Consider the following 23,358-nt stretch of genomic DNA (forward strand, 5'->3'; position numbering starts at 1 on the left):
AAGCTCCTTCTGGATTGAAATATAAGCGCGGATTTCAGTTCTGGCGGTCGCCCGCCGGTTTGAACTCAGTGTCCCGGATGTACTGCGTCGTTGATGTACATGCAGGTGAGAACGGTAAACACGTAGGCCTGGAGGAAGGCTACGAGGAATTCGAGTGCGGTGATCGCAACCGTCATGATGAGCGGCAGCACCGCGCCACCGACGCCGATGGGCCCAAGAGCGGCCAGCGAAACAACAAAGCCGGCAAAAACCTTGAGCGTGATGTGGCCTGCAAGCATGTTCGCAAAAAGACGAACCGAGAGGCTGATCGGACGCGACAGGAACGAGATGATTTCAATGGCGACAACCAGCGGCACGATGATGCCGGGAACACCGCTCGGCACGAACAGCTTGAGGAAGCCGAAACCGTGCTTGAAGAAACCGTAGACGATGACCGTACCGATGACCAGGCACGCGAGAGCGAACGTCACGATGATCTGGCTGGTGACAGTGTAGAAATACGGGAAGAGACCGATGAAATTCGCGACCAGCACGAACATGAACAGCGAGAAGACGAAGGGGAAGAACTTCATACCCTTCGAACCAGCCGAATCCCGCAGGCTTGTCGCCACAAATTCGTAGGCCATTTCCGAAACCGACTGCAGACGGGTCGGGATAAGACCGCGGCCCGACGATGTCAGATAAAGGAAGCCCGAAGCGACCACGACGGTTGCGACCATGAAAGCCGAAACATTCGTGAACGACAGGTCAACGCCGCCTACATCGATGGGAATCCACCGAGAAATCTGGAACTGATGGATCGGATCGTTCGCCACCTTAACCTCGTCTGTCTTCCCTGCCCGAAGGCGATTTGGCCTGCCCGAAGGCGATTTAGTCTGCCCTGAGGCGACTTGGTCTACCCGAAGGCGTTTCAGTCTCGGGGCCCGACATGCATCCGGCCCGCTTATCACTTACACTTGAACGAACTTTACCGTAAAGTCCGCCAAGTCTTATTTCCTGTCACTCTTTTCCGCGTTAGTCTTAATGCCGCCTTGATCGGCGACATAACCTACGGAACGAAGCACATTGAGGACACCCGCTGCGAAGCCCAGTAGGAGAAATACGATCAATCCCCAAGGCGACGTGCCGGCGACACGATCGATGAACCAGCCAAGCACCGCACCCACCACGATCCCAGCGATAAACTCGCTGGAAAGCTTCATGGCCTGCGCGACCGAACTTGCCGTCTCCGACCGCTCCTCCTCGGAAGCTGGCTTCTTGAACATGCCCTTCTTGACCAATTCGGCCTCAAGACGGTTCAAACGCTGATCCAGCTCCCCGGAAGCAGGTTGCCCTTGCCCATCCTTGACAGCACCGGATGGCTTTTCGGGCTCAATTCCCCGTGCCATTGGCAGCTCCTTTTTTCAAGAAAGGCAGGTTCAAAACCCCATTTCCAAGTTGCGCGCAACATATTGACACCCCGCCCGCTAGTCAAGGCGGTGAAGCCACTGCTCCAGAAGGTTTTTTATTCATAAAAAACAATTGGATAGCTAATGGTGCGACTCATTTTCCGCCCAAAGTCCAAGAATGTGGCGCGAATCCTTCACTTTTTCGTTGCCACTATCCCCAGCGTATCGCAGCCGGAGCGGCTCCAGCGCCAATGAAACGCGGGCCCTGCTTCAGCCATCCGGTTTCCGCCGCGATCAACGATCAAACTTGCCCTGGATTCGCGTGAGAGCGCACTGCGCCAAGTGCTTGCTGTCGAGCAGTGAAACACAGACAGGGAAAGCTGGGTCAAGAACGGGCGCAACGCAACAGGCGGAAGAGGTTGCCCTCTCCCGCCTGTTTGTTTTCATAATGACAGTTTCGCTAAACGGCACGTCGAAGCCGATCTGCCGTCGGCTCTAACGCTTCATGCCAAGCAGAACCGTTCCTTGCCCGGCAAAGCTTAAAACTTGCCAGAAAGGCCGATGATCGCGCCGAAGGCCGTATCCTTGTTGACCGTGCGGTTTACATAAGGCGTCACGCCGATGCTGACGGCATCGCTGAACGCATAGGAAACCGTGGTCGACAGGCTGCCGCGTGTATGCGCCGCATCGGAATCGAACTTGAACGAGCCGATATAGTCGGCGCTGGCGATTACGCTCGGGTCCTTGTGCGACAAATCCTGCTCGATCTCGGCATTGACGGACCAGTTGACCTTGTCGGTCAGCGCCATGCCGTAATTGAGACCGAGATAGGCCGTGGTGCGCTGTGACTTCACATCCGAATAGGTGAATGGGAAATGAGCGCCGGATTCGGTATAGCCGTCCATTTTCAGGTCGGTATAGTCCAAGCCGCCGTAATAACCGAACGATGCCTTGTTGCCGAGATCAAACGACTGCCCTGCTTCCAGCTGTACGCCCCAACCATTGACGGTGCTGTCACCGCTGCCCGGTTCGGTATAGCCCAGCACCTGACGCGTCCGCTCGACATCATAGCGATTGATCGCAGCCGAACCACGCATATACCAGGTTCCGCTCTGGGTCCGGTCTTTCCACTGCGCATAGATACCGCCGCCGAGATTATTGTTGGTGCGGTCGAAATTGTCCGGCATGTCCTGCCAGAACGTATGGGCAATGGTTGCGCCTGCCGAGAAATTATCGGTGAAGGCGTGACCGAGCGTCATCCAGCCGAGCACATCCTTGCTGTCGCCTGCGCGGCCAACGTCGGAATAGATGCCGTACCAGCTTTCGCCACCCCGCGCCATGCCGAGACCGGCGCCGGAGAAGTCGTTGAAGCCCTGACCGCTGCTGCTGCCGCCCATCAGCCGGCCAACAATGGCGCCTTGCGAGCCGACGACCGAGAAGGTGTCATTGGCAAGTGCGGCAACCGTCTGCACCGTATTGGTGACATCGATGCCGACAGGCGTGGGCGTTGGTTCCGGTGCTGGTGTCGGCTTCCCATTCGCGTTCGGGTCCGGATCAGGGGTCGGAGTGGGGTTCGGCTTAGGATCGGGCGGCGTTACCGTCACGAGTTTCCAGAGCGCGGTATGTGGAACAGTATCGGCGCCATAAGAGTAACCGACGATCACAGTCCCATCAGCAGAGACGCCGCTCGTATAGGAAGCCTTGCCCCCCAAAGTCCCAAGGTCTGTCGGCGATGTCGCACCGCCAATCCAAACCACGGCGTGGATTGCATCGCTCTCATTCGTCGCATGGCCAACGATAACCCCCCATTCGCTGAAACGGCAGTTGCGTCAGAAGCCTTGCCCCCTAAAGTGCCCAGATCGGTCGGTGTTGTCTCTTGATTATACCACGCTACGGCATGGGTATCAGCTGTTGATGAATACGTTGCCCCCCCCGATGATGACACTGCCATCAGCGGACACAGTACGGGCAAAAGAGCTCGATCCGCCATTCAAAACGCCCAGATTCACCGGATTCGCGTTTTTGCCGTACCACGCCACGGCGCGCAAATCTCCACCAGCCAGGTTCGACTGTCCAACAATTACGGTTCCATCGGCAGACAAGCCGCGTGCGCTGGAGTTACCACCCAAAGTCCCAAGATCCACCGCATGCGAATCTATGTCGTACCATGCCGCAGCATGGTTATGTGTCGCATCCAAATCTGCCGAACCGACAATCACCGATCCATCGTGGGAAACGGCAGCCGCGGCGGAAGTAGCGCCACCCAATGTTCCAAGATCAAGGATCGAATAGGCACCGTTAACACGCGACCAAAGAACGGCATGACCGTTGTTCAAAGCACCATTACTGTTCGAGGATCCGACAATCGTCGTTCCGTCGGCCGAAATTGCATGGGCGACCGCCGTACTATTGGCATCGAGAGCGTCAAGACCAGTTGGCGTCGACGTTTCATTCAACCACACCAGAGGGCGCTGCACACCTTGGGCGTCGACCGTGCCGCCAAAAATAACCTTCCCGTCAGCAGACGCACCATTCGCAGAAAACGGACGACCTGCGTCCAAAGCCAAATTTTGGAGGACAGTCAGTTTTCCAGTTTTGCTATCCCAGACTGAAGCAGTAGTAGCGCCGCCAGTCGTATCTGCAACGTACCCAAAAATCACACTGCCGTCAGCAGAAACGCCTTGGGCAACAGACCTAACCCAGCCAGCCCCCTCAACCAAAATGGGTGCAGGGTTAGGATCAAGCTCCAGCTGCTGCGCCATCGCAATATGTGCAACGCCTAATAAAGAAGATGTACCAATAAGCAAATACGCCAAATTCTTATTTAAAACTTTCATTACCCCTCACACATCAAAAAAGATGAACAAACTCCGATGATTCCTATCTTATATTTATTTTAAAATATCATGTCTATATTACAAAATATTCATATATACACTAATAAAGTTAAATATGAAGTAACTTTATCTATATATTATTTTACATCTAATTTAGATAATAAGAATAGCTACGCGCAGGCGGGCCGGATCGACACGCCAGACATTTATTCGCGCATATTTTATGAAATCGAAGCCGCAGCAAGCTCTGCTAAAGCGGGCCTTTGCGGGTGGATACCGGATAGATCAAAGCTGTATCAGTGGGCAGTCCAGCGGGCTTGCCGCCGCGGGCTTCACACTTTTGCTGGAAATGCCTTCTTCCCTACGCTTTTCCGAACGCAAAGTCGCTTCGCAATTTTTGCTGGAAATGCTTGTCAGCTCCACCCGCCGCCATAGGTGCGGTAGAACACATGAAGGCCGATCTTGGTCAGCTTCTTCATGGTGGGTGCCCAGAAGGGCTTCACATAGGTTGCATGATAATGCGTGGCCGAGCCCACTTCCGGCAGCCATATCTGACCGGACGACACCGTCTTCGCCACCTGCTGCGCCATGCGCCATTGCGGCATCTCGGTAACACGATGTTTCTGCCCGTCGCAGGCAAAGGAGAACTGGCAGGCATTCAGCCAATCGCGGTTCTGATAGACCACCCCGCAAATGGTGCCCGGATAGGCCGGGTTGCGCACGCGGTTGAGCACGACCTGCGCCACAGCCACCTGCCCTTTGACCGTTTCGCCACGCGCCTCGTAATAAACGGCTTCGGCGAGGCACTTCTGTTCGCCCTTGCTAAATGCCGAAGGCGGCAACGGAGTTGCCGCCCAGTCGTGATCTTCCTGTCCGATGGGCGGGACGAAACGCCCCTCGCTCGGGTCTGGTTTCAGGATACTCTCAAAGGGTGATGTTTTTCCATAATCAGGCGCAGACGGTGCATAACCCAGGGCCAGCACATCCGGCTGGTCATTGTTGATCAGCTTGGCCAGTTGCACCGGCATTTCTGCGCGCGGCTTTGGCGGCTTCACGGCATGGAAGGCCATGGTGATGTCGATTTCCTTGCCTTCAAGCTTGCTGGAAAAGGCCATCTTGGTGTCGGTCTTTTCCGGCGGGCGGGTGATCATGCTGATCTTGTCGAACATGCTGCCCGCGGTGAACGCCTTGGCGGGCGCCTTTGGCTGCACCGAGACCAGACGGCCCGTCTTGTCGGCGCGGTTGATGCGGTTTTCGTCCGGGTTGGGATCATCCGGGCCGAGCTTCGCGGTCTTCTTGCCGCCCGAAAGCGCTACACGACCGATGCCCGGCACTTCGATGCCGTTGGTGGCGATGCTGCCGGTGACGGTCGTTGCATCGACAAAGGGCATTTCCGCCTGATGCACCGAACCAACGGGAGCCTTGGCGACAAAAGCCGTCCAGCGATGCGTGCCGAGATCAGCAGACGGCACGAGGCTCGCCATATCCTGAAAGGCAATCGCATTGGAATTGAAGAGATAGGCGAAGGCTGTGAGGACCAGCGGGATCAGACGCTGCGGCCTGCGGGCGATGTGACGCGGTTTCGCGCGCACGGCATAATAGCGACCATCCTCCGGGCAATAGCCCGTGACAGGATAATGCCATACCGGCTCGGCAACGGCCTTCCGTCGGCCAAACAGCGCTCGTATCGACACAAGACGCACCGCACACTCCACTCACACAGACTTCAGTTCTCGCGCACAGGTTCCGAAGCCGTTTCACGCTTTTCGGGATGTGCTTAACGAAGCCGATAATGGAGTATTAACCTTGATGGATCGTTAACGATGTCTTGTTTACCCTTTGAAAATATTGATTAATTTTGAATTAACACTGTCCGCCCAACGATTGTTTTCATTGCGTTTTTGAGTGGCAATGGTCAAAACGGTATGGCAGGGATAAAAGCCCTTTGGCAAAAAATGCCTGCATAAGATTACCGACAGGAACCAGCGAACGTCATTGGCACGTGATATTCAAACAGAGGCAGAATGGACTTTTTCCAAATGTTTGCGGCTGGCCTTATCAGCATAGTTGGATGTTATGCTGCTTCAGCGGAAGTCATGAACCTCAGAGTGACCAGCTCATCCATGATGCCCACTTTTGGTCCGGGGGATGTGGTCGCCACCACCAGCTATGCGTCGACCGAAACCATGGAACGGGGCGATCTCGTTGCCTACAAGGTCCACTATATATCGAAAAGCTTGTTGGGCGGCCCCGGCCAGCTTGTGGATACGGTATTCCTCGGGCGGATCATAGGCTTGCCTGGAGAAACAATCGAGATCGAGGACGGGATACCAATTATCAATGGTGAACCGCTTAAGATGACACCAATTTCATCGACTCTCGATGGGGGGTGCCCCGAAGAGACAGAATCCAGCACTTATTATCAATGTCGTTTCGTGCGGGAAACAACACCGAAAGGCAAAAGCTATATACTGCTGGACATGGTCAATAATAGTTTCGGTGATAATATCGACGCAAAGACACTCGCGGATAATGAATACTATATTATGGGGGACAATCGGGACAACGCGAATGACAGCCGCTTTCCATCGGTCGGCCTTGTTCTCAAGGACCAAATAAAAGGTAAGATCCGCATGTTTTCCGCATCGGTCCGCAAGCCGGATCGTCAGTGGCGACTGGATGGCTTTCCGGGATTTAAGTAAGCTCTATCAAGCGCACTCGACAGCAATCGTTCGGAGGGGAATGATGAACGCAATCTTCAAGACGGCCTGCATCAATGGTTTCATTGCAATGGCGTTTCTGGCATCGCCGGGGAGCGCCTTCGCCAAATCGCCCTGCGACGGGGTTACCACGAGCCTGACCAAGCAACAGCGGTCCGATTACTCGGCCCTGATTGCCAAAAGCCTTCGCAAGAAGGTGAAGCCAACTGCGGTCAAAATCGACAGTTTCATGCAAAGCGGTGAATGGGCAGTCGTTTATGCCGATGTTCCGGTCGCCGACCCCGGCTATTTCTTCTTCGACCTTTCAGGCAAGACACCGCAGCTTAAAGACGTCTGGGGCGGCATGGCCGACAGGAGTGAAGTGCCGGATCTGGTCAAATGGGCCAAAAAGCTTGGCGCGAATGGAAAGATCGCCAGCTGTTTTGCCGATACGGCAACTGCATCCTAAAGCGCTTGTCAGAACAGAGCGCCTTTGGCAATCACTTCACCGACCAGCGGTCGATATCGGCGTCCTGTCCGATCAGCGCCAAACCCGTGGCAATCGAATCGAACTGGTTGGAGCTGGTCACGGCCGCATCGGGAAAGCGGCTTTCGAATGCGGTGCGGATGGCCGGCACAAAGGACGTGCCGCCCGTCAGGAAAACGCGGTCGATATTGCCGGATTGCAGTCCGGCCTTTTCCACGGCTTCATCCACCGACTGTTCGATCTGGCGCACATCCTCGGCGATCCAGTTTTCGAAATCGTTGCGGGTGATATCCGAGCGAATTTCAAAATCGTCCGCCTTGAAATGCAGTTCCGCGATGCGCTCGGATGAGAGGCGAACCTTCAGGTTCGAAACGGCGCGATAGATTTCGTAGCCGTAATCATTCTCGATCAGATTGATGAAATGCTCCAGCGCTTCCGGCTCGACCGCCTGCTTGGCAAGCTCGGTCAGGTCGCGGATCGTCGCGGGCGAGTTCATCAGGAACAGCGTGTTCCAGCGCGCGAAATTTGCGTAATAATGGTTCGGCATGGTCAGGCGCTTGCCGAAGGACTTGTATTCCGTGCCCTTGCCGAGCAATGGCGAAACCGCATTGTCGATGATGCGGTAGTCGAATGTGTCGCCCGCAATGCCAAGACCGGTCTGGCTCATCGGCGTGAAGGAAAGACCGCCCTTACCTACTTCGAAGCGCACGATGGAAAAATCGCTCGTGCCGCCGCCAAAGTCGGCCACCAGAACAGTCGAATCCGCCTTCAATTCCTGCGCATAAAAATAAGCCGCGGCCACCGGTTCATAGACATAGTGAATGTCGGTGAAGCCGAAGGCGCGAAACGCCTTTTCGTAGCGCTGCATGGCCAGCTGCTCGTCCGGCGAGCCGCCTGCAAAAATAACCGGACGCCCGACCACCACGCGATTGCCCTTTGGCGGCAACCTGTCGCCGAGGCGCGCGGCAACCGTTTCGAGGAATGTCGTCAGAATATCCTCGAACTTGAACCGTTTGCCGAAGACCGGCGTATCGGTGAAGGATTTTGACGCCGCAAAGGTCTTGAAGGATTGCAACATGCGCGTTGAATGCGGCGCATTGACAAAAGCATCCATCGCCCATGGGCCGCTTTCCACCGTGCGCTCGCCGGTTTCGCGATCTTGCCAGAAACAGAGGATCGAGCGATAGCCGGTCACGTCGGCGCCATCCTTGACGACGCTCAGCACAGCCGCGGTGCCATCGGGGCTTGCAACCGACAGAACCGTGTTGGTGGTGCCGAAATCGATGCCTAATGTCACGCCATCAAATGGGCTCTCAATAGCCTTCGTCATCGTGGCACCTTTTGGGAGAAAATCGGGGAGCGGGCGGATTAGCAGCCGCGACGACCAAGCTCAACCCGTTAATGTGCGTTTTGATGCCAACGGATAAGATCGGCGCGAAAAAAAATACCTGAAACACCGGCCCAACCCATCATGTAACGAACGGAAAAGAAGTTTGAAGTAAAAGATTGTAGGTTTTTTTGAAAATTTATAGAATTTTTTGTTTTCAGACTGTTAGGTTTCAGCCCCGCATCCGGAGTGGTTCACCTTTTAGAGCATAATCCGATCAAACCTGCTCTCATAATACCGCCAGAACTGCTCCCTTATTTGTTCTCACCGCATGAATGCGACGCCGGGTGATTTCTTCCGACTGCATAATGCTCCAGGCTGTCCAACAAATGAAAGCGATACTCATGGCGTTTCTCTCACGTACACTTCTCGCCACCGTCTTGCTGTCTGCAAGCGCCCTGCCCTTTGGAGCGCTGGCTGAAGAATCAGCGGGCCAGCCGCTCGCCACCGGCTATCACAGCAGCGGTCAGGTTACCGCCGAGGTCAGCGGCGCCATCCGCGACGGCGACAAGCTAACCGTCAAGGTTCGTTTCAAGAACGCCACGGAAGGCGACAACGTTTCCTCGACGCTTTACAGCTCCATGTCAGACAAGGAGTACGAGAATGATTATTACCTTCTCGCCGGCGACAAGAAGTATCTGCTGTTGAAGGACTCCGAGGGCAAGCCGCTCACGCCAACCTCCGTTTCACTGTTCGGCAAGGGGCCTGTGGTCGGCGTCTGGCACGGCGTTTTTCCGGCACCACCGAAAGATCAGAAGGTGACGCTCTATATCAAGGGGGTCGAGCCGCTCGGACCATTCGCCGTTCCCGCCGAATAGGGGGAACAGCCAATGGCTACAATCCATCGATTGACCCGTCTCGGTCTGATCGGCCTTGCTGCGCTGTGCCTGCCGTCGGTCGGAACAGCGCAGGATGCAGGGCTGAATACGGATAAGAACGCCTATATCCGTGATCTTGTGCCGGAAATCCGCGATCTGGTTTCGGCTTCCGGCGGTACGGATGACAACGCACGCGGCCTTTCGGCCGCAGCGCAACAGATTGTCGAGAAGAGCGGCAACATCACGATGCGCGAGACAGACAACAGCGTCGTCCTGTCTGTCTCGAGCGATATCCTGTTCGGTTTCGACAGCGCCAAGCTGACGGCTAAGGCCAAGTCCACACTGGGTGGTGTCGTCAAGATATTGGACAGCACACCGGATTCCACCGTGCAGGTTGTCGGCTATACGGATTCCAAGGGCTCCGATAGCTATAACCTCAAGCTTTCGAAAGCGCGGGCCAGAGCGGTTGTCGAATTTTTAGTCGGCAATGGCGTGCCGTCGGCGCGCCTGAAGCCGGAAGGGCGTGGCGAAAGCGAACCTGTCGCTCCCAACGACATCAAGGGTAAGGACAACCCCGATGGACGCGCCCAGAACCGGCGTGTGGAATTTGTGCTGCCAAAGGCATGATGCCGTCTGCACAGTAATGCCAAAAGAAAAAGCCCGGATCACTCCGGGCTTTTTTTACATGATGCTTATCGCTTCTTCTTGGCGCGGCCCGCGAACGGATTGTCCGAGGTGCGCAGCGCAAGGCGGATCGGCACGCCCGGCATATCGAAGGTTTCGCGCAGGCCGTTGACCAGATAACGCACATAAGATTGCGGCATCGCGTCGGGACGCGAGCAGGAGACGACGAAGCCCGGCGGGCGGGTCTTCACCTGCGTCATATATTTCACTTTCAGGCGGCGACCGGAAACAGCCGGCGGCGGCTGATGGGCAATCACGCTTTCCAGCCAGCGATTGAGGCGGCCGGTGGAAATACGGCGATTCCATATCTCATGGGTCTTCACGACATTTTCCATGAGCTTGTCGAGACCCTGGCCGCGTTCGCCGGAAATCGGCACGGCGCGCAGCCCGCGCACCTGCGGCAGAAGACGGGCGGTCTTTTCGTAAAGATCGGCCAGAACCATCTGACGGTCTTCGATCAGGTCCCACTTGTTGAAGGCGATGACCGGCGCACGACCTTCACGGATGATGAGATCGGCGATCTGCAAATCCTGCTTTTCAAAGGGGATCGTCGCATCAAGCACGATGATCACCACCTCGGCAAAGCGGATGGCGCGCAGGCCATCGGCAACCGAAAGCTTTTCCAGCTTTTCCTGCACGCGCGACTTGCGACGCAGACCGGCAGTGTCGAACAGCTTGATCTTGCGACCGTGCCATTCCCAATCGACCGAGATCGAGTCACGGGTGATACCCGCTTCCGGGCCAGTCAGCAGGCGGTCTTCACCGAGCATGGTGTTGATCATCGTGGACTTGCCCGCATTCGGGCGTCCCACAATGGCAATGCGCAGCGGCTTGGTCGCGTCATAGGCCGGGATGACTTCCTCATCCGGATCTTCAATGTCGTCGCCGATCAGCTCGCCGACCGCCTTTGGCGTGAAGACTTCGTCAGCGCCTTCCGCTTCTTTTTCGTCGGCGAAGACGCGTTCTTCGCCCAGAAGTTCGACAATGGCGTCGCGCAGGTCGGGCATGCCCTGACCATGTTCAGCGGAGATCGGGCACGGTTCGCCGAGACCAAGCTGGAAGGCGTCATAAAGGCCCGACTGCGCGCCGCGCGCTTCGGCCTTGTTGGCCACCAGCACCACGGGCTTGCCGGACCGGCGCACCAGTTCAGCAAAGGTGTTGTCGGCAGGCGTCAGGCCGTTCTTGGCATCGACCACGAACAGCACCGCATCGGCTTCGCTGATGGCGGCTTCCGTCTGGGCGCGCATACGCGCTTCCAGCGAGTCATTGGCGGCCTCTTCGAGACCAGCCGTGTCGATCACCTGAAACTTGAGGTCGTAGAGCTTGGCGTCATGGATGCGCCTGTCGCGCGTGACGCCCGGCAGGTCGTCCACCAGCGCCAGCTTGCGGCCGACGAGACGATTGAACAGCGTGGACTTGCCGACATTGGGACGCCCGACGATTGCGAGAGTGAAACCCATGAACGAAAATTACTCCAGAAAGAAACAGGGCCGGTTCAAGACCAGCCCCGAAGGTAGCCTTTGTTTAACTTTGTGCCGCAACGCCTGCGCTGCGCATCAGGTCCAGCATCGTATTGGCGCGCTGGCGGATATTGGCCTGCGCCATACCGTCATCGGCGATCTGCTTGAACAATTTGACCGCATCGTCGAAACGTTCGGCCTTCCAGGCTGCGAGGCCAAGGGCTTCGCGCGCGCTGGAGCGCATCGAATTGCCATCGGCAGACAGGGTTTCAACCCGCTTGGCGACATCGTCATAAGAACCGCTATCGACCAGCAGATAACCCGCCCGCAAACGCGCCACATCGCGCAGCGTACCCGGCACGGCATTGTCGGCAGCGATATCGTCAAACGCCTTCACGGCGCCAGCCGCATCGCCCTTGCTGGCAAGGACGGAGGCCGCACGCAGGCGCGCCAAAACCGGATAAGACCCATAGCCGGTCTTTTCCAGATCGTCGAGCGCAGCAAGTGCTTCATCGTTCTTGCCTGCCGATGCAAGGTCAAGCGCCGCAAGGAACTTGTCGCCGGAAGCAGAGGCCTTGCTGTCGGTCCAGTGCTGGTAGCCGACCCAGCCGGCAGTGCCCAGAACGATTGCAACGGCAGCACCGATCACGATCGGGCCGAAATTCTTCCAGACCTGCTTCGCCCGTTCCGAACGGAGTTCCTCGTTTACCTCGCGAATGAAACTGTCGTCTGCCATGGACCTGCCATTGTTCTTGAATCTGATTTACGAAATAGCTGTTCTGGCGCTTTTAGTCGGAATTGTCGCCATATGTAAGACCCGTCCGCGAAATAAGCATAGCGAGCCCTGCGTAAAAGTGAATTTCGGTCCGACCTTCGCCATATTCAAGGGATAGCCGGGTCACTGGCCCCTTCCCGGCCTTGGATTTTCCCGGTATTTGATGGCAATGCGCGTTTTCTTCCCCAAAACTCTCCTCGCTCTTTCCCTCTCGGCGGCTTTTTGTGCGCCTGCCGGGGCCACATCACCGGAAACAACGGCCAGCAAAACGCAATATGTGCTGATTTCCTTCGACGGCGCGCATGACAATGCGCTTTGGACGCGCTCGCGCGAGCTTGCGAAGAAAAACAACGCTCGTTTCACCTATTTCCTGTCCTGCGTCTTTCTGATGACCCGCAAGGACCGCGCCAGCTATCAGCCGCCGCACAAAAAGGCGGGCGCGTCCAATGTCGGCTTTGCCCAGACCCGCGATGAAGTCGTGACCCGGCTTGGCAATATCTGGCAGGCGCATCTGGAGGGCAACGAGATCGCCAGCCACGGCTGCGGCCATTTCGACGGCACGAGCTGGTCCACCGCCGACTGGAACAAGGAAATCGGCGCGTTTCGCCGCATCGTGGCCGACGCCTACAAAAATAACGGCATCGACGGCGAACCGGAAGGCTGGCGCAACCTCGCTCTCAACGGCATCAACGGCTTTCGCGCGCCCTATCTCGCCGCTTCGAAGCCGGTGCAGGACGCACTCAAGGCCAATGGCTTCCGCTATCAGGCATCATCCGTCACACGCGGGCCGGAACTGCCGCAGATCGCCGGTCAATTCGCATCTTTCGGTCTGCCGCTGATCCCGGAAGGCCCGTCAAAGCGACCGATCGTCGGCATGGATTACAATCTCTATGTCCGCCATTCCAAGGCTAAGGAAACACCTGACCAGTCGGCAGCGTTCGAAGAGCGCGCCTATAAGGCGTTTCGCGCCGCCTTCGACAAGCAATATGACGGCGAGCGCATTCCCTTGCAGCTTGGCTTCCATTTCGTGCTGATGAATGACGGCGCATACTGGCGCGCCATGGAGCGACTTGTTTCCGAGGTCTGCACCAAGGCCGACGTCAAATGCACCACCTATGGCGATTATCTGAACAACCTCGACAAGAACACCGGCTCGACCATTCAGAACCGGTCGTAACCGGCGTTTTTCCAAACCCTCGTGCTTCGAGACGGCGCTGACGCGCCTCCTCAGCATGAGGGTGTTGGCGCTCTTTAGCATGAGGTGTTGGCGGACTTCCCTAAACGCTCTGCGGCGTTTCCAGATTTTGACGATCCAGCGTCGGCAGTTGCTCGCCATGGATGGTCGCCTCGAAGGCGCGAAGGCGCTTGTAGATCGACAGAAGCTCGATGATCGTTGTCCAGGAATTGACCAGATACTGGAACGAGCCGCGCACCTGATCGAAGACGTTCAAGATCTGGTTCATCAGGCCCAGGGTCAGTTTGCCTGCCACAATGGACGGAATGAGGATCAGGGTCGGGAAAATATTATCCGCCTGAATGTAGAAGATGCGGGCGACGTTGAAATAGACGTAGTGGAAATAAAGCCGGAAATAATTATGCCGGACATTGCGGAACAGTTCCTGCATCGTCACCGGCGCGGCGCGGTCTTCGTGATCCTCACCATAGACCAGCTCCTTACGATAGGCTGCTTCCACGCGCTGATTGTTGAACTCCAGCCCCGGCAACTTGATGCCGACGAGCGCCAGAAAACCGGTGCCGAAGGCGGCCCACAAAATGGCCGCCCAGACAAGCGCATGCGGAATAGCGCCGATGATCGGCAGTTCATTGACCTTTTCCGAAAAGGTGAACAGGACCGGCAGAAAGGCGATCAGCGTCATCACGGATTTCACAAGGCTGACGCCCAGCTGTTCCAGCGTGGAGGAGAACCGCATCGTGTCTTCCTGCACGCGCTGCGCGGCGCCTTCGATATGACGCAATCGCGGCCAGTGGCTCATATAGTAATTGTTCATCGCCGTGCGCCATCGGAAGATATAATGGCTGACGAAGAACAGGCTGAGCACGCTCACCGTGACCGCGATGAAGGCGATGCCAGCGAATTCGACCATCCCCCAGTAAAAATCGGCGGCTGTCACCGAACCCGGCGTCGACAGCGCCTTCTGCACCATGTCGTAGAATGGTCCGTACCAGGCGTTCACCGCAACACTCACCTGCACCGAAAAATAGGTCGTGAACAGGATCAGTGCCGAACCGAGGATCGACCAGCGCTGCCATGGATGCGGTGAAAACAGCGCCCAGAAAGCGTAAAACGCAAAGGTCGCCACGGCGAAATAAATGTAGAACCAGAGAAACGGCGCCGACCAGAAAAGGCTTGCGCCGATGATCGGCGCGGCGTCCGGCGCGGCGGGCGGCAGGCCGAAAAGACGCCCGAGATTTTCGCCCCCCATATACCAGCCGAACACGGCCAGCAGACTCCAAAGAAAGACAGATGGAAAAAACAGTTTTGGGCGGGGGAAAAAAGATACGAACACGAAAGCGGTCCCGATTCTATGGGGTTATCGCCCCATAGAATGCTTCTTGCAGCGCCTTTGCCAGTTAAATGTTTGTAAGATTTTGACAGAAACCTTTTTTTAGATTCCCAATTTTGCAGTGCTACTTGGCCTTTTGACCGGCCAGCACGCCGATGACGGCGACTGCCACCAGCGAGAAGGCGGCGGCAAGGCTGGCCGAGGTGAAGGAGCCAGAACGCTGCGCCATGTAACCGGCGACCAGTGGCCCGACAATCTGCCCGATGCTGAACGATACGGTCATGCGCGCCAGTGCCCGCTTCGGCGAGGCGGGAGCCAGAACCCGCGCGATCTGGAGACCGAAAGCAGTCAGCGCCATGAAGGTCATGCCGAGAAGCGCACCGCCGACCAGCGGACCGACAGGCGGGGCGATGACGACGCTTGCGGCGACACCGATGGCTTCCAGTAGCGCCGTCAGCGCGAAGGCATTGAACAGGCCGAACTTCTTCGCCGCCGGAGACCACAGCCAGATCGACGGCGCGGCGGTCAGGCCGGTGACGATCCACACGGCTGCTTCCATCAGCGGCCCGCCATCATTGGCGCGCACGATGGCGATCAGAAAGGTGGCGGTGATGACATAACCGAAGCCGAAAATGCCATAGGCGAGCGCCAGCGCGTTGAAGGCAAAGCTTTTCGGCAAAGCCGGTTCACGCGCGTTGCCGCCGTTGCCGCGCGGTCCCTCGCGCACCAGAAAGACCACTGCCGCCAGCATGACCAGCGTGAGCAAAGCCGCGCCGATCCAGTCCGCACGCCAACCGAGGCCGGAAAAACGGATGGCCGCCACCAGCACCGCCGATATGGCGATACCGCTGCCCACGCCGCCGAAATGCAACGCGCCAAGCCCGCTGCGCTCGGCGGCGGTCACATGGCTGAGCACGATGGCCGTGCAGAGGATCATGGTCACGGCGCTGGCGAAACCGGCGGCAAAGCGGATCGCGGCAAACATCCAGACGCCGTCGAAGAGTGCCATGGCGGCGCAAAGTGCGGCGCTGATGATCAGGCCGGTGATCACGCTGGCGCGCTCTATGCCTGCCGACCAGCCATAGCCTGCGGCAACAGCGCCGAGCAGATAGCCGATATAGTTGGCGGAAGCGATGAAGCCCGCATCGGCGGCATTGAAGCCAAGATCGGCCATCATGCCCGGCAGGATCGGCGTATAGATGAAACGCCCGATCCCCATTGCGGAGGCCATGGCGAGAAAACCGCCCAGCGCATAACGGATCGCCGTCTGATGTTGAGCGGATTTTAGTGAGGATGACATTGAAAAATCCGAACGGAAGAAGGCAGACTTAAGGAAGTTCGACTTGGGAGAGAACTGAGTCATGCGCGGGAAAATACGCCTCAAATGCAGCCGCACAATTGAATTTTTCTGATGGCAGCGATCAAGGGGAGTAAGGGAGTAAGGGAGTAAGGGAGTAAGGGAGTAAGGGAGTAAGGGAGTAAGGGAGTAAGGGAGTAAGGGAGTAAGGGAAGAGGATCGCGGGCGCTTATTCAGCGCAAGCGTTTTTCTTCGGAGCACCGAGTGCCTACCCTATTCCCCTATTCCCCTACTGCCCTCCTCTATCCCCTCACCACCGGCACGCTGTCCGGAACCCCGGAATGCAGGAAGTGCAGCAGCGTATCCTGCACCGATTCCAGCCGGTGCACGCAATCGCGCCAGCCGAAGGGAATTTCCTTCGGCACGGGCGGAATGCGCTGCGGCGCCACGCCTTCATCCAGCGAACAATTGGCGATGATGATCTGCAACGCCTCGCTGACCCATGGCGGCGGAGGCGCTTCCTTCTTGCGCAGCGCATTACCCAGCGCTTCGCCAAACAAGAGCGCTGAAGCATAAAGACGAATGCCGCGACGGTCATAACGCCCGGCCATTTCTGTCACTTCGCGCGCCGCCAACCGCCCGCGCAACGACCAGCGCGCATTGCTGCGCGCAAGCGCAATGCCGTCACCCAACGCGATTACCGCGCGATGCGCGGAGGTGAACTGGTTGATTGCGTTTTGGGCGCGTGCCGCATCCTCCTTATCGAGCGCGATGGCCGCCTGTTTCAGCCCGTTGGCCAGCCGGTCCAGCAGGCCCCGCGCCGCCCGGTCGATCAGCCGCACCGGGTCCGGTGTCAGCAAGATCTGGCTGAACAGAAGCCCGACACCTGCGCCCACCAGAACGTCGATCAGGCGCGTCACACCCGCCACCTGCGGCCCCATGGCGAGCACCAGAATGGCCGAAACACCGGACTGGATGGCAATTGCCGGCGCCATGCCGAACGAGGTTGCCAGCACCATGGCGATGAAGGTCACCACCGCCATATGCACGACGAGAACGGTTTCCGGCAGCAGCAGCGACAATTCTCCCGCGGCTACCCCTGTCGTCACGCCGACCATGACGCCGATGGCCTGCTTGCCATGGTTTGGCAGGTTGGGCGCAAGGCAGATCACCGCCGTGACCATGGCGAAGACCGGCCTTGGCTGACCGAGAAGCCACTGGCAGATCAGCCACGCCACAGCCCCACCAATGGAAGCAATCAGCGCATCGCGCCAGCTCACCGACCATTGCTGGACAACCTTGTTCACGCGCTGATGCATGGGGTTTTCTCCGCTTGGGCAGGCCTATCCGCAGATACTTATGGCAGAAGCCCGGCAGCTCAAGCCTTGAAGAACGCCTCATACTGATCCGGCTTGAAACCAACCGTCAGCACGCCGTCCCTGTCGAGCACCGGGCGCTTGACCATGGAGGGCTGTTCCAGCATCAGCGCCCGCGCCTTGGCGGCATCGACACTCTGGCGTACATCTTCGGGCAATTTGCGGAAGGTCGTGCCAGCGCGGTTCAGAAGCTGTTCCCATGCGACGGTTTTAAGGAAACGGTCGAGCGTTGCCGCATCCAGCCCTTCCTTCTTGTAATCGTGAAAACCATAGTCGATGCCATGGTCCTCCAGCCATGTGCGCGCCTTCTTCATGGTGTCGCAGTTTTTGATACCGTAAATGGTCACGCTCATGGTCGACTCCTTCAATCCTTTGCGCGATCAAAGGCTAATACGCGTTTCGGTTCAACCCCTTATGTCGGCCTATCGCGCATCGTGAAAGATTATGCCCAGCGTATGTCGCATGCCGGAGCGGATACGGCTGACGCCGTGCCGCATCTTGACCCGGTAGTCGCCGCGCGTGCCCTGTACCGGGCGGTCATTGACGGCGAAGATAACCGCGTCACCCTGTTGAAGCGGCACCACCTCCGCCCTGCTCTGCATGCGCGGACGTTGCTCGGTGAGCACGAATTCGCCGCCCGAGAAATCCTCGCCCGGCTTTGACAGGAGGATAGCCACCTGCAACGGAAAGGCGATGTCGCCATAAAGGTCCTGATGCAAACAATTATAATCCCCCTCGCCATATTGCAGGAGAAGCGGTGTCGGACGTAACTGACCGGCTGTGTGGCAGCCTTCCAGAAAGGCGTCGTGGGTCGGCGGATAGCGCGTGTCGCTGCCCATTCTCCGGCTCCACGCATTGGCGATGCGCGCGAGCTGCGGATAGAGATTTTCGCGCAGGCCCGCAATTAAGGCAGGCAGCGGATAGGCGTAATATTTGTATTCGCCGCGCCCAAAACCGTGCCGCGCCATGGAAATGGTGGTGCGAAATGCGGCGGAATCATGCCATTTCGTGGCAAAATTGTGGCATTCGCTATCTGAGAGGAGTTTCGGGAGAATAGCCGTACCCAATGTGTCGAGTTCGGCGCCGATCTTCTCCCAGTCATAGGCGGCGACTTTAGCCGCCGCCGTTTCGTGATCGCCACTCATGCTTCACGCTCCCGCTTCAGGAGGTCGCGCTTGCGCTCGACACCCCAGCGATAGCCGGACAGTCCGCCATCATTGCGCACGACACGATGGCAGGGCACCGCGACGGCGATCTTGTTGGCGGCGCAGGCCTGCGCAACAGCGCGAACGGCTTTCGGCGCGCCGATCCGTTCGGCAATATCCGTATAGCTTGCTGTTTTTCCTGCCGGAATTTCCCGCAAGGCCTGCCAGACACGCTGCTGGAATGCCGTGCCGCGCAGATCGAGCGGCAGATCGAGACCAATGCCCGGCGCTTCGACAAAGCCGACCACCTGCGCGATCATGTCCTCGAAGTCGCGGTCGGCCCCGATGAGATTGGCTCTCGGAAAGCGCTTTTCCAGATCGCGTATCAGTGCTTCCGGGTCGTCGCCCATTAAAATGGCGCAGACGCCCTTGTCGCTCGCCGCCACAAGCACTGCGCCAAGCGCCGATTGGCCAATGGCGAAACGAATGTCGGCATCCTTGCCGCCCTGCCGGTAAGCCTTTGGCGTCATTCCGAGAATCCGGTCTGAGGCTTCGTAGAAGCGGCTGCTGGAATTGTAACCCGCATGATAGATTGCATCGGTGACGCGGATTTCCGGCGCGTCGAGCGCCACACGCATTTTGCGGGCGCGATGCGCATCGGCATAAGCTTTTGGCGTCAGCCCGGTGAAGGCTTTGAAAATGCGGTGGAAATGCGCGGGGCTGGTCTTCACCGCATCTGCGATTTCCTCCAGGGACGGCACTTCTTCCGCCGCCTCTATATAGCGGCAGGCAGCGGCTACAATTTCGGCATGGCGCGCATTATTCTGCGTCGCGAGCGTTTCAGTCAGATGCGGCTTGCAGCGCAGGCAGGGGCGAAAGCCTGCCCGCTCCGCATCCTCACAGCGGTCGAAAAACTGCACGTTTTCGCGCTTTCCTCGCCGCGACGGGCAGGACGGGCGACAATAAACGCCAGTGGTGCGCACGGCATAAACGAAGGCGCCGTCCGACGCCTTGTCGCGTCCGAGCACCTTCTGCCAACGGCTTTCATCGGGATCGTGCTTTGCGAGTGTCATAAGGTTCATGTCCGTGTTCCTTCTTTATATGAACCAGACATAGAAGCTTACAAGGGCGCTCACACTCCGCTGCTTGCTTTCAAATTCGCATCACGCTTTACGCGCATCCGCGATAGCTGCGATCAGTTCCTGCTGCTTCATGACCCCGCCATAGAGCTTGGTGCCGATGACGAAAGACGGGGTGCCGCTGAAATTAAACGCTTCGCCCTGATTCATGTTGCGCTCGAGTATGTTGTTGATGCGCTTGGAATCCGCCTTATAGGCCGCCTGAAGCTTGGCCGCGTCCAGACCAGCCTTCTTCAAGGCTGCATCGACCTGTTCCTTGGTCAGACGGCCCGGCGTGGCCATCATGGCTTCCATCGCCTTGGCGTAATTACCGGATTTTTCCGCCGCCAGAACAAGCCGCGCCGCATAGGCTGACGTTTCGCCAAAGATGATCCAGTCCTTCAGCACCAATCGCACATTGCCGTCATCCTTGACGACGCGCATCAGTTCGCCATGGCCCTTTTTGCAATAAGGGCACTGATAGTCGAAATATTCGACGATGGTGACATTGCCATTCGGGTTGCCGAGAACCGGGATTTCGGTGTCGTAAAGAACCTCGGCCACGGTCGGAACGGCCTGTGCCAGACCTTGCACGCCCGAAAGGCCGAGCGTCGCAACGGTTCCGGCTGAAACAGCCAGCATCTGACGACGATTTATCATGCACTCACTCCCGTACCGGATTGCGACTTGTCGAGCACCACAACGCGGGCGCCCGTCGGGGCGCGCTTGTAGAGATCGAGAATGTCCTGATTGAAAAGGCGGATACAGCCCGAGGACGCCGCCTTGCCGACCGACCACGGTTCGTTGGTGCCATGGATGCGGTAGAGCGTGTCCTTGCCGTCGCGATAGAGATAGAGCGCGCGGGCGCCAAGCGGATTGCGAATGCCGCCTTCCAGACCATTGGCATATTTCGCGTAATGATCGGGATTGCGCTTGATCATATTGGCGGTCGGGGTCCAGCGCGGCCATTGCGACTTATAGGCGACCTTGGCTTCGCCCTTGAAGGTCAGCCCTGCACGGCCGACGCCAACCGAATAGCGCATGGCCTTGCCGCCCGGCTGCACCAGATAAAGATAGCGCGCATAGGGATCGACAATGATGGTGCCCACCGGATGGTCGGTCGCGTAATCGACCTGCTTGCGCAGGTTGCGCTCGGCAATCTTGTTCACGTCGAGCGCGGGAATGAAGTTCTTTCCGTCGGTGACGGCACCATACATCACTTCATATTCGCTGCGCGCCGTCTGTACTTCCGGTTCCGCAACGGCCGCGACTTGCACCGGCTGCGGTTCTGCCACAACCGGCTGAACCATCGGCGCGGGCATAACAACCGCGACCGGCTGCTCGGCGGAAGTGGTCGTGCAGGCGGCTGCCGCCAGTGGCAGCGCAGCGACAGTGGCAATGCGCAACAGTCGCGCTGCAATACGATATCTATCGTCCCCGCGTTTCATAATAGTCCAAGCCCCCGGCATCATCTTCAATCCTTGTTTCTGCAATTACATCCGGCCATCGGCTGTGAGACCAACCGACCGGGCAATGGTGGCAGACGTGACATCGCCCACCAGTCTCGTCCCTCCCGCTCGCGGCTTGCCTTGTCGAAGAAAATCATCGTCGGCGGGCCAGCCACTTTCAGCTTCGCCATCAGGTCGGCATTGCCACTGGTGAGATCGGAAATATCAGCCTTGATGAGCTGATAGCCGTTCAGGCTTTTCTTCACATCGGCATCCGGCAACACACGCTTTTCCACGGTGGAGCAACTCACGCACCAATCCGCCGTGAAATAGACCAGTGTCGGGCGCGAGCCTTCCACTGTCGCAAGCTTCTCCTGAAGGGAAGAAACCGTATCGACCGGCGCGAATCGCAGCTCGGTCCTATTCTGGTTGTCGCCACGGTTAGCGAATGCGGCCAGCGGTTGCAACGGATCTCTGCCGCCCGAGGCAAGACCGAGCATCAGAATGGTTGCGTAGACGAAGGCCGCCGCGCCAATCGTGCGGGCCACCACGCTGTGCCCCGGCACTTTGAGAAAGGCAAAACTTGCCACGCCGAACAGCAGGATCGCCCAAAGTGCCATGTCCACGCCTGACGGCAGAAGCGGCGCGGCCATGAAGATGGCGGTTGCCAGAAAACCGAAGCCGAAAATCTGCTTCACGGTTTCCATCCATGCGCCTGCGCGCGGCAAGGTGCCCGCGCCAAGGGTCGCGAAAGCGATCAACGGCAGGCCCTTGCCGATGCCGAGCGCAAAAAGGGCCCCCGCACCCAGCGCGATATTGGCCGTCTGTGCAATATAGAGAAGCGCGCCCGCCAGTGGTGCGGTCACGCAAGGACCGACGATCAGCACCGACGAAAAGCCGAGTATGACGGCGGAGCGCTTGGAGCCTGTGCGCTGGCCAGTCTGCGCGGAAACCGCGCTCACCCACTGGCTGGGAAGCTGGATCTGGAACAGGCCGAACATCGACAGGGCCAAAAGCGTGAACAGCCCGGCCAGAGCAAGCGCTGTCCATTTCGATTGCAGGACCATTTGCAGATTCTGCCCCGACCAGCCAGCGATTGCCCCCACCAGCGCAAAGCCCAAAGCCAGACTGACCACATAGACGGAGGACAGGACGAAGCCGCGTTTTGCCGTCAGCTTTTCACCTTCGCGCGCCAGTGTTCCGGCAACAATGGGGTAGATCGGGAAGACACAAGGCGTGAAGGCCAGCAGCACCCCGAAAGCCAGAAATGCCGCGATAACAAAGCCCGTGCCGCCCTCAGCCAGCAGGTTTTCGACCATGCCCTTTTCCGGCGCGAGCGCAAAGGCCTTGCTTTGTGCGCCAGGGGTCGGCGGGACCGCGGCTTGCGTAAAGGCCGAACTCTGCCCGAATGATTTCGCCAGATTTCCCATCTGGCTGGAAACCGCCAGCGTCACCGGATCGACCGTCCGTGTTTCAGGCCGATAGCAGATGCCGTCTTCCTGACAGCCCTGATAGGTGATTTCCACCGGCGCGGTTTGCGCGTTCACGCTGGCGCTGGCATAGCGATAATAGACTTCAAGCCTGCCGAAATTCGGATCGTCCTTGGCAATGCCGGGCTGTGTATCGACATCGAGCGCATTGCCCTTGTCGTCCTTCGCGGCAATATGATCGCGATAGAGATAGTAGCCTTCGGCAATGGTCCAGCCAAGCACGAGGCGTCCGTCGGCATCTTTCGTCACGCCGAGACGAAAGGCTTCGTTCACCGGCAAGGGGCCTGCGGCAAAGGCAGACGAGCACGCCGTGAAGATCAGGAGAGCCAAACACGCAAGGCTCGCAGAAAGACGCATTCCGGTTTTCCGAACTGATTCGTAGAAAATTGATTATGCTGTAAAAGGCGAATGACGCCGCCACCTT

At 57.9% G+C, this 23,358-nt stretch carries 22 protein-coding genes; 5 read left to right on the forward strand and 17 right to left on the reverse strand.

Annotation, left to right across the window (positions count from 1 at the left end):
• Positions 1 to 65: 65 nt before the first annotated feature.
• From QLQ11_RS06310 to QLQ11_RS06330, 5 genes are all read right to left on the reverse strand, one after another.
• Entirely contained in the window at positions 66 to 815 is a 750-nt protein-coding gene (locus tag QLQ11_RS06310) for a F0F1 ATP synthase subunit A (protein WP_109368422.1), read from the reverse strand.
• A 174-nt stretch (positions 816 to 989) separates the two neighbouring features.
• On the reverse strand, positions 990 to 1,388 hold the full coding sequence (locus QLQ11_RS06315) for an AtpZ/AtpI family protein (protein ID WP_109368421.1): 399 nt from the start codon (positions 1,386 to 1,388) through the stop codon (positions 990 to 992).
• A 539-nt stretch (positions 1,389 to 1,927) separates the two neighbouring features.
• Positions 1,928 to 3,145, reverse strand: a complete 1,218-nt coding sequence (locus QLQ11_RS06320) for an autotransporter outer membrane beta-barrel domain-containing protein (RefSeq protein ID WP_124915182.1) — start codon at positions 3,143 to 3,145, stop codon at positions 1,928 to 1,930.
• Positions 3,146 to 3,292: 147 nt separating this feature from the next.
• Positions 3,293 to 4,225 (reverse strand): hypothetical protein, encoded by a 933-nt coding sequence (locus QLQ11_RS06325; RefSeq protein ID WP_371835845.1) that lies wholly within the window; start codon positions 4,223 to 4,225, stop codon positions 3,293 to 3,295.
• Between the two features lie 413 nt (positions 4,226 to 4,638).
• On the reverse strand, positions 4,639 to 5,928 hold the full coding sequence (locus QLQ11_RS06330; protein WP_109368418.1) for a cell wall hydrolase: 1,290 nt from the start codon (positions 5,926 to 5,928) through the stop codon (positions 4,639 to 4,641).
• Positions 5,929 to 6,249: 321 nt separating this feature from the next.
• On the opposite strand from QLQ11_RS06330, the gene lepB reads away from it, so the two are divergent.
• Both lepB and QLQ11_RS06340 read left to right on the forward strand, forming a co-directional pair.
• Positions 6,250 to 6,927, forward strand: coding sequence for a signal peptidase I (lepB, locus tag QLQ11_RS06335; protein WP_121537328.1), 678 nt, complete (start codon positions 6,250 to 6,252; stop codon positions 6,925 to 6,927).
• Between the two features lie 40 nt (positions 6,928 to 6,967).
• On the forward strand, positions 6,968 to 7,393 hold the full coding sequence (locus tag QLQ11_RS06340) for a hypothetical protein (RefSeq protein ID WP_235858907.1): 426 nt from the start codon (positions 6,968 to 6,970) through the stop codon (positions 7,391 to 7,393).
• Positions 7,394 to 7,424: 31 nt separating this feature from the next.
• On the opposite strand, the gene QLQ11_RS06345 is transcribed toward QLQ11_RS06340, so the two are convergent.
• Positions 7,425 to 8,741, reverse strand: coding sequence for an Hsp70 family protein (locus QLQ11_RS06345; protein ID WP_109368416.1), 1,317 nt, complete (start codon positions 8,739 to 8,741; stop codon positions 7,425 to 7,427).
• Between the two features lie 386 nt (positions 8,742 to 9,127).
• Between QLQ11_RS06345 and QLQ11_RS06350 the strand changes: the two genes are divergently transcribed.
• Positions 9,128 to 9,616 carry a hypothetical protein gene (locus QLQ11_RS06350; protein ID WP_121537466.1) on the forward strand — a complete coding sequence of 163 codons (489 nt, stop codon included), beginning with the start codon at positions 9,128 to 9,130 and terminating at the stop codon, positions 9,614 to 9,616.
• Between the two features lie 12 nt (positions 9,617 to 9,628).
• Complete coding sequence (locus QLQ11_RS06355) at positions 9,629 to 10,243, forward strand: OmpA family protein (protein ID WP_109368415.1); 615 nt, start codon at positions 9,629 to 9,631, stop codon at positions 10,241 to 10,243.
• Positions 10,244 to 10,308: 65 nt separating this feature from the next.
• Here the strand turns inward: QLQ11_RS06355 and der are convergent, their stop codons facing one another.
• Both der and QLQ11_RS06365 read right to left on the reverse strand, forming a co-directional pair.
• Entirely contained in the window at positions 10,309 to 11,760 is a 1,452-nt protein-coding gene (gene der, locus QLQ11_RS06360; protein WP_109368414.1) for a ribosome biogenesis GTPase Der, read from the reverse strand.
• 64 nt (positions 11,761 to 11,824) lie between these two features.
• On the reverse strand, positions 11,825 to 12,496 hold the full coding sequence (locus QLQ11_RS06365; protein WP_109368413.1) for a tetratricopeptide repeat protein: 672 nt from the start codon (positions 12,494 to 12,496) through the stop codon (positions 11,825 to 11,827).
• 208 nt (positions 12,497 to 12,704) lie between these two features.
• Between QLQ11_RS06365 and QLQ11_RS06370 the strand changes: the two genes are divergently transcribed.
• Positions 12,705 to 13,712 (forward strand): polysaccharide deacetylase, encoded by a 1,008-nt coding sequence (locus QLQ11_RS06370; RefSeq protein ID WP_371835947.1) that lies wholly within the window; start codon positions 12,705 to 12,707, stop codon positions 13,710 to 13,712.
• A 100-nt stretch (positions 13,713 to 13,812) separates the two neighbouring features.
• Here the strand turns inward: QLQ11_RS06370 and sbmA are convergent, their stop codons facing one another.
• From sbmA to dsbD, 9 genes are all read right to left on the reverse strand, one after another.
• The gene (sbmA, locus tag QLQ11_RS06375; RefSeq protein WP_109368412.1) at positions 13,813 to 15,063 is read right to left on the reverse strand and encodes a peptide antibiotic transporter SbmA; all 1,251 of its coding nucleotides are present in this window, start codon (positions 15,061 to 15,063) and stop codon (positions 13,813 to 13,815) included.
• A 121-nt stretch (positions 15,064 to 15,184) separates the two neighbouring features.
• Positions 15,185 to 16,360 (reverse strand): YbfB/YjiJ family MFS transporter, encoded by a 1,176-nt coding sequence (locus tag QLQ11_RS06380; RefSeq protein WP_109368411.1) that lies wholly within the window; start codon positions 16,358 to 16,360, stop codon positions 15,185 to 15,187.
• A gap of 299 nt (positions 16,361 to 16,659) precedes the next feature.
• Complete coding sequence (locus QLQ11_RS06385; RefSeq protein WP_109368410.1) at positions 16,660 to 17,676, reverse strand: aromatic acid exporter family protein; 1,017 nt, start codon at positions 17,674 to 17,676, stop codon at positions 16,660 to 16,662.
• Positions 17,677 to 17,735: 59 nt separating this feature from the next.
• Positions 17,736 to 18,086, reverse strand: a complete 351-nt coding sequence (locus QLQ11_RS06390; protein WP_109368409.1) for an ArsC family reductase — start codon at positions 18,084 to 18,086, stop codon at positions 17,736 to 17,738.
• A gap of 69 nt (positions 18,087 to 18,155) precedes the next feature.
• The gene (locus QLQ11_RS06395) at positions 18,156 to 18,878 is read right to left on the reverse strand and encodes a 2OG-Fe(II) oxygenase (protein ID WP_124915181.1); all 723 of its coding nucleotides are present in this window, start codon (positions 18,876 to 18,878) and stop codon (positions 18,156 to 18,158) included.
• Positions 18,875 to 19,960, reverse strand: a complete 1,086-nt coding sequence (ada, locus tag QLQ11_RS06400; protein WP_109368407.1) for a bifunctional DNA-binding transcriptional regulator/O6-methylguanine-DNA methyltransferase Ada — start codon at positions 19,958 to 19,960, stop codon at positions 18,875 to 18,877. Before ada ends, QLQ11_RS06395 begins: the two co-directional genes overlap by 4 nt.
• 81 nt (positions 19,961 to 20,041) lie before the next feature.
• Complete coding sequence (locus QLQ11_RS06405; RefSeq protein ID WP_109368406.1) at positions 20,042 to 20,656, reverse strand: DsbA family protein; 615 nt, start codon at positions 20,654 to 20,656, stop codon at positions 20,042 to 20,044.
• Positions 20,653 to 21,444, reverse strand: coding sequence for a L,D-transpeptidase (locus QLQ11_RS06410; protein ID WP_109368405.1), 792 nt, complete (start codon positions 21,442 to 21,444; stop codon positions 20,653 to 20,655). The genes QLQ11_RS06405 and QLQ11_RS06410 overlap by 4 nt, the downstream gene beginning before the upstream one ends.
• 26 nt (positions 21,445 to 21,470) lie before the next feature.
• The gene (dsbD, locus tag QLQ11_RS06415) at positions 21,471 to 23,291 is read right to left on the reverse strand and encodes a protein-disulfide reductase DsbD (protein ID WP_371835846.1); all 1,821 of its coding nucleotides are present in this window, start codon (positions 23,289 to 23,291) and stop codon (positions 21,471 to 21,473) included.
• Positions 23,292 to 23,358 lie beyond the last annotated feature (67 nt).

The sequence above is a fragment of the Ochrobactrum sp. SSR genome, from assembly GCF_030067775.1.
GTDB lineage: Bacteria > Pseudomonadota > Alphaproteobacteria > Rhizobiales > Rhizobiaceae > Brucella > Brucella teleogrylli.

Excerpts from the sequence above, each read along its gene's own strand:
- QLQ11_RS06315 (WP_109368421.1), bottom strand. The coding sequence starts at position 1,388 with ATGGCACGGGGAATTGAGCCCGAAAAGCCATCCGGTGCTGTCAAGGAT.
- QLQ11_RS06325 (WP_371835845.1), bottom strand. The coding sequence starts at position 4,225 with ATGAAAGTTTTAAATAAGAATTTGGCGTATTTGCTTATTGGTACATCT.
- lepB (WP_121537328.1), top strand. The coding sequence starts at position 6,250 with ATGGACTTTTTCCAAATGTTTGCGGCTGGCCTTATCAGCATAGTTGGA.
- QLQ11_RS06340 (WP_235858907.1), top strand. The coding sequence starts at position 6,968 with ATGATGAACGCAATCTTCAAGACGGCCTGCATCAATGGTTTCATTGCA.
- QLQ11_RS06345 (WP_109368416.1), bottom strand. The coding sequence starts at position 8,741 with ATGACGAAGGCTATTGAGAGCCCATTTGATGGCGTGACATTAGGCATC.
- QLQ11_RS06350 (WP_121537466.1), top strand. The coding sequence starts at position 9,128 with ATGAAAGCGATACTCATGGCGTTTCTCTCACGTACACTTCTCGCCACC.
- QLQ11_RS06355 (WP_109368415.1), top strand. The coding sequence starts at position 9,629 with ATGGCTACAATCCATCGATTGACCCGTCTCGGTCTGATCGGCCTTGCT.
- der (WP_109368414.1), bottom strand. The coding sequence starts at position 11,760 with ATGGGTTTCACTCTCGCAATCGTCGGGCGTCCCAATGTCGGCAAGTCC.
- QLQ11_RS06365 (WP_109368413.1), bottom strand. The coding sequence starts at position 12,496 with ATGGCAGACGACAGTTTCATTCGCGAGGTAAACGAGGAACTCCGTTCG.
- QLQ11_RS06370 (WP_371835947.1), top strand. The coding sequence starts at position 12,705 with ATGCGCGTTTTCTTCCCCAAAACTCTCCTCGCTCTTTCCCTCTCGGCG.
- QLQ11_RS06380 (WP_109368411.1), bottom strand. The coding sequence starts at position 16,360 with ATGTCATCCTCACTAAAATCCGCTCAACATCAGACGGCGATCCGTTAT.
- QLQ11_RS06385 (WP_109368410.1), bottom strand. The coding sequence starts at position 17,676 with ATGCATCAGCGCGTGAACAAGGTTGTCCAGCAATGGTCGGTGAGCTGG.
- QLQ11_RS06390 (WP_109368409.1), bottom strand. The coding sequence starts at position 18,086 with ATGAGCGTGACCATTTACGGTATCAAAAACTGCGACACCATGAAGAAG.
- QLQ11_RS06395 (WP_124915181.1), bottom strand. The coding sequence starts at position 18,878 with ATGAGTGGCGATCACGAAACGGCGGCGGCTAAAGTCGCCGCCTATGAC.
- ada (WP_109368407.1), bottom strand. The coding sequence starts at position 19,960 with ATGAACCTTATGACACTCGCAAAGCACGATCCCGATGAAAGCCGTTGG.
- QLQ11_RS06405 (WP_109368406.1), bottom strand. The coding sequence starts at position 20,656 with ATGATAAATCGTCGTCAGATGCTGGCTGTTTCAGCCGGAACCGTTGCG.
- QLQ11_RS06410 (WP_109368405.1), bottom strand. The coding sequence starts at position 21,444 with ATGAAACGCGGGGACGATAGATATCGTATTGCAGCGCGACTGTTGCGC.
- dsbD (WP_371835846.1), bottom strand. The coding sequence starts at position 23,291 with ATGCGTCTTTCTGCGAGCCTTGCGTGTTTGGCTCTCCTGATCTTCACG.